Origin of the sequence: Bradyrhizobium sp. (assembly GCF_016213215.1) — a bacterium.
Classification (GTDB): Bacteria; Pseudomonadota; Alphaproteobacteria; order Rhizobiales; family Xanthobacteraceae; genus Bradyrhizobium.
Genome location: NZ_JACRAW010000081.1, coordinates 1 through 4867, shown reverse-complemented (window position 1 = coordinate 4867; position 4867 = coordinate 1). Strand labels below are relative to the sequence as shown.

Annotated in this window: 6 protein-coding genes; all 6 read right to left on the bottom strand. The window is 64.8% G+C overall.

Going from position 1 to position 4867, the window contains the following annotated elements; all coding sequences use genetic code 11:
- On the bottom strand, positions 1–183 hold a 183-nt coding region (locus HY852_RS14725), incomplete at its 3' end, for an AAA family ATPase (RefSeq protein WP_291602803.1).
- Between the two features lie 475 nt (positions 184–658).
- The gene (locus HY852_RS14720; RefSeq protein ID WP_291605496.1) at positions 659–997 is read right to left on the bottom strand and encodes a nitrogen fixation protein NifZ; all 339 of its coding nucleotides are present in this window, start codon (positions 995–997) and stop codon (positions 659–661) included.
- Complete coding sequence (locus tag HY852_RS14715; RefSeq protein WP_291605494.1) at positions 994–2235, bottom strand: cysteine desulfurase; 1242 nt, start codon at positions 2233–2235, stop codon at positions 994–996. The genes HY852_RS14720 and HY852_RS14715 overlap by 4 nt, the downstream gene beginning before the upstream one ends.
- Before the next feature lie 4 nt (positions 2236–2239).
- Complete coding sequence (sufD, locus tag HY852_RS14710) at positions 2240–3571, bottom strand: Fe-S cluster assembly protein SufD (protein ID WP_291605493.1); 1332 nt, start codon at positions 3569–3571, stop codon at positions 2240–2242.
- Positions 3572–3575: 4 nt separating this feature from the next.
- The gene (gene sufC / locus HY852_RS14705) at positions 3576–4334 is read right to left on the bottom strand and encodes a Fe-S cluster assembly ATPase SufC (protein ID WP_291605492.1); all 759 of its coding nucleotides are present in this window, start codon (positions 4332–4334) and stop codon (positions 3576–3578) included.
- A gap of 40 nt (positions 4335–4374) precedes the next feature.
- Positions 4375–4867 (bottom strand): SufD family Fe-S cluster assembly protein (locus HY852_RS14700; protein ID WP_291605491.1); only part of this gene is annotated, 493 nt, incomplete at its 5' end.

Genomic DNA, 4867 nt, shown 5'->3' with positions numbered 1-4867 from the left:
GCTCAGGATCGTGTCCTGCGCCTTGGCGTGCAGGATGAGCCGGGTGGAGTCCGCCTTGGGGTCGCAGCCGACGATCAGGATGCGGTGGCCCATCTCGGCCAGTGCCGCCAGGGTGTTCTGCGACGTCGTCGACTTGCCGATACCGCCCTTGCCGTAAAACGCGATTTGTCTCAGTGAAGACATCCCTGCTCTCCATCGGCCGATTGCCGTCAATCGGCGTGCTGCGCTCTCTCGATCCCGCTTCCGCGACCCGCTTGCCCCGTCACTGGACGATGGCAAAAGCCGACAGCCGCGCCTTGGTTAAGGACTTTTGCAACGAGTGTGCCAGCGCTCGCTCAGGGCAAAAAACGGCGCGTTTGGAACTAGATAGGGGATCGGAAGCCCATGTCGGACCGTTGTTGCAAACCCGACATCAAAAGCGGTCGACAGTCCTGGCCCGCCGGCGCTGTCCGAAACAAAACAATGTCCGTGGGTCCGCGACGCGCGTGCAAAGTGGAAGAAGCGACGTCGTTGTGCGGAAACGAGCGCGCGTGATGGGTCCCATCGATGATCGAACGCCGCCCGCTCAGCCGCGGCTTCCTTCACCGATCCGCGATGCTTGCCATACGCGGCGGGCCGAGGTGACCTACCTGCCGTCCAGGCCTCGATTGCCCGCGCTTCATGCCGGGTCGAAACTGGTGCCGATCCGCGCCAATTCACCGCCGCGCATGATCACGAACACGGCACGCGCCATGAACTCGACGGTGTAATAGACATGGCCGAGAAAACGCCAGCTTTGCCGCACAACCCCGATATCGCCGGGCAGGACCAGCGCCTCGCCGATGTCCTTGTGCGGATACATCCCGTCGTTCCTGATGAGCGCCACCGACCGGATCGGTTCGCCGGCGGAAAACTCGTAGACCCGCCTCCAGTCCTGATCATGTGCGGCCGGACGCAGGCGTGGATCATATACGACGCGCGCCATCGGCCTCGGTCTGGTCGTGACTTGTCCGCTCATGAGAACAGCTCCTGGGCCTTGGTCAGCGCCTGCGCCAGCGCGTCGACCTCCTCGCGGGTGTTGTAGAGCGCAAACGACGCGCGGCAGGTGGCCGGCACGCCAAACCGATCGAGCAGCGGCATCGCGCAATGAGTGCCGGCCCGCACGGCGACACCCTGCCGGTCGATCACGGTCGCGAAGTCATGCGCGTGGGCGCTCTCCATGTCGAACGACACGATGGCGCCCTTATCGGCCGCCGTTCCGATGATCCGCAAGGAATTGATGCCGCGCAGCCTCTCCTGCGCATAGGTGAGCAGCGCGGCTTCGTGGCTGCGGATCCGCTCTTTCCCGATCGAATCGATGTAGTCGATCGCGGCGCCGAGGCCGACGGCCTGGACGATTGGCGGGGTGCCCGCCTCGAAGCGGTGGGGCGGATCGCCATACGTGACAAGCTCGCGTGAGACCTCGCGAATCATCTCTCCGCCGCCGTTGAACGGCGGCATGGCCGCAAGATGCTCGTATTTGCCGTACAGCGCGCCGATGCCGGTCGGGCCATACAGCTTGTGTCCGGTGATGATGTAGAAATCGCAGTCCATGTCGCGGACATCGACATCCAGGTGCACGGCGGCCTGGCTGCCATCGACCAGTACCGGAATGCCGCGGGCATGGGCGATGCGCACGACCTCCTTTACCGGAACGACGGTACCGAGCACATTCGACATCTGGGTGATCGCGACCATCCTGGTGCGGTCGGTCAGAACGCGCTCGAACTCATCGATCAGGAAGTTGCCATCGTCGTCGACCGGCGCCCATTTGATCACCGCGCCGTGCCGCTCACGCAGGAAATGCCAGGGTACGATGTTGGCGTGGTGTTCCATGATCGAGAGTACGATCTCGTCGCCCACGCCGATGCGTTCGCGACCGAAGGTCTGCGCCACCAGGTTGACCGCTTCCGTGGCGCTGCGCGTGAACACGATCTCCTCTCGCCTCGCCGCATGGAGAAAGCGGGCGACCTTGTCGCGCGCGCCCTCATAGGCCTCGGTCGCCGCATTGGCGAGATAGTGCAGGCCGCGATGAACGTTGGCGTATTCGGATGTATAGGCCTGCGTCAGCCGGTCGAGCACCGACTTGGGCTTTTGGGCGGACGCGGCATTGTCGAGATAGACCAGCGGCCGACCATGCACCTGCATGGACAGAATCGGGAAATCCTCGCGGATGCGGGCGACGTCATAACTGCCGTTGGTAACCGCCGGATGCATGGTATCATTCCCCCCTTGCCAGCCAGTTCGCCATCTCGCGCGACAGCGCGTCGCGCAGATCCTCGCGCTCGATCGCGTCGATGACTTCGCCGACGAAGGCCCGGATCAACAGCGCTTCGGCCTCGTTCCCGGGAATGCCGCGGGCCATCAGATAGAACTTGAGCTCATCGTCCAGCGCGCCGGTGGTGCTGCCGTGACCGCATTGGACGTCATCGGCAAAAATCTCGAGCTCCGGCTTGCAGTTGGCGACCGCGTCATCCGACAGCAGCAGCGCGCGCGCCATCATCCTGGCGTCCGTCTGCTGCGCACCGGGCCGGACCGTGATCTTGCCCTGAAATGCGGCACGCGCCTCGTCGTCGACCACGGCCTTGAACAGTTCGCGGCTCTGCGCCCCCGGCGCAACGTGATCGACCAGCAGTGTCGTGTCGACGTGCTGACGGCCGGCGAGCAGGCTTGCCGCGTTGACGCCGGCCACCGCCCCCTCGCCCGTGAGGGTCAGGGAGAGCTGATTGCGAACCACCGCGCCGCCGGTCACAAGGCTGAACTCGCGAAGGCTCGCCCGCACGCCGACGATGGCCGCGAGCGTCGACAGATGCAGCGCAGCATCCCCTTCGGAAACCATCCTGACGTGGTCCAGCTTCGCCCCGTCGCCCACCACCAGATCCAGCGCGGCGTTGACCTGGTATTCGGACTGGTCCGGCCCCTCATGGGTCTCGATCACCACGGCACGCGCGTCTTCGCCGACCACGAGCCTCGACCGCGTGAACGTCGCGGCCGGCGTGTCGGTGGTGGTGATGAAGACGAGGTGAATCGGCCTTTCGACGACAACTTCGGGCGCGATCGAGATCACGACACCGTCGGATGCCAGCGCCGTGTTGAGCGCGACCGCCGTATCATTCATCAAGGCCGCCGCGCCCGAACCCTGGGACAGAATCGGCTCGTCAGCGGCAAGCGCGGAAGCCGTTGAACGGATGCTGACGCCGGCCTCGATGTCCGCAAGATCGGACAGCTCCGGCACGAATGCGCCGTCGACGATGACGAGACGCCGCAAGCCGAGCCCGGCGAACAGCGCGCCCGCGCTGCCGGCGCGTAATTTCGCGCCGGCATCGGGGCGGGGCGCAAGCGGCTTGGCGTCGCGCATCAGGCGGCGGAGGTCGGTATACTTCCATGCCTCGTGGCGCGCATGCGGCAGGCCTGCGGTCGCAAACCGGCCGAACGCATCGAGCCTGATCGCGCCGACTTCCCGGCCGCCCGGGAGCGACCCGCGCACCGACGCGAAGAGGTCGGCGAGGCCGATCTCGGCGGCGGTCTTCGCAGGACGGATCTGGACGTTCATGGAATTAGGCCGCTTCGTTCTGGTACTGGGCGTAACCGGCGGCCTCGAGCTCGAGCGCGAGTTCCTTGCCTCCGGTCTTCACGATGCGGCCCGCGGAAAGCACATGCACGACGTCAGGCACGATGTAGTCGAGCAGCCGCTGGTAATGGGTGATGACGATCATGCCGCGGTCGGCGGCGCGCAGCCGGTTGACCCCGTCGGCGACGATCCTGAGCGCGTCGATGTCGAGACCCGAGTCCGTTTCGTCGAGTACGCAAAGCCGCGGCTCCAGCAAAGCCATCTGCAGCGTCTCGTTGCGCTTCTTCTCGCCGCCGGAGAAGCCGACATTGAGCGGCCGTTTCAGCATTTCCGGATCAATGCCAAGCTGTTTTGCCAGCGCACGCACGCGCTTGAGCACTTCGGGCGAGGACATCTCCTCCTCGCCGCGCTTCTTGCGCTGCGCATTTAGCGCGCTGCGCAGGAAAGTAAGCGTGGCAACGCCGGGAATTTCCAGGGGATATTGGAACGCCAGAAAGAGTCCCCTCGCCGCGCGCTCGTCCGGCGCCATGGCGAGCAGGTTCTCGCCGTTGAACAGAACCTCGCCACCTGTGATCTCGTAGCCCGGCTTGCCGGCCAGCACGTAGGACAACGTCGACTTACCGGCGCCGTTCGGCCCCATGATGGCGTGGATCTCGCCCTTGTTCACGATCAGATCGAGACCATTGAGAATCTTGCGGTCGTCCACTCTCGCCTCAAGGCCGCGGATCTTGAGGAGCTCTGTCATCGCAACCCTCCGTGCATCTTTGATCTTGATCCGGCGGCGGTCATCCGACGCTGCCCTCGAGCGAGATCGAGATCAGCTTCTGGGCCTCGACGGCGAACTCCATCGGCAGCTGCTGCAGCACGTCCTTGACGAAACCGTTGACGACGAGGCCGACCGCCTCTTCCTGGCTCAGCCCGCGCTGGATGCAGTAGAACAAGACGTCCTCGGAGATCTTCGAGGTCGTCGCCTCGTGCTCGAAGGTGGCGGAGGAGTTCTTGGCCTCGATGTACGGGACGGTGTGCGCGCCGCATTTGTCGCCGATCAGCAGCGAATCGCAGGCGGTGAAGTTGCGGGCCCCTAGGGCCTTGCGGTGCGCGGTGACGAGGCCGCGATAGGTGTTCTGCGACTTGCCGGCGGCAATGCCCTTGGAGATGATCCGGCTGGTCGTGTTCCGGCCGAGATGGATCATCTTGGTGCCGCTATCGACCTGCTGATAGCCGTTCGAGATCGCGATCGAGTAGAACTCGCCGCGCGAATTGTCGCCGCGCAGGATG

Coding starts and splice junctions, on each gene's coding strand:
- sufC (WP_291605492.1), bottom strand. CDS start 4,334: ATGACAGAGCTCCTCAAGATCCGCGGCCTTGAGGCGAGAGTGGACGAC.
- HY852_RS14715 (WP_291605494.1), bottom strand. CDS start 2,235: ATGCATCCGGCGGTTACCAACGGCAGTTATGACGTCGCCCGCATCCGC.
- HY852_RS14720 (WP_291605496.1), bottom strand. CDS start 997: ATGAGCGGACAAGTCACGACCAGACCGAGGCCGATGGCGCGCGTCGTA.
- sufD (WP_291605493.1), bottom strand. CDS start 3,571: ATGAACGTCCAGATCCGTCCTGCGAAGACCGCCGCCGAGATCGGCCTC.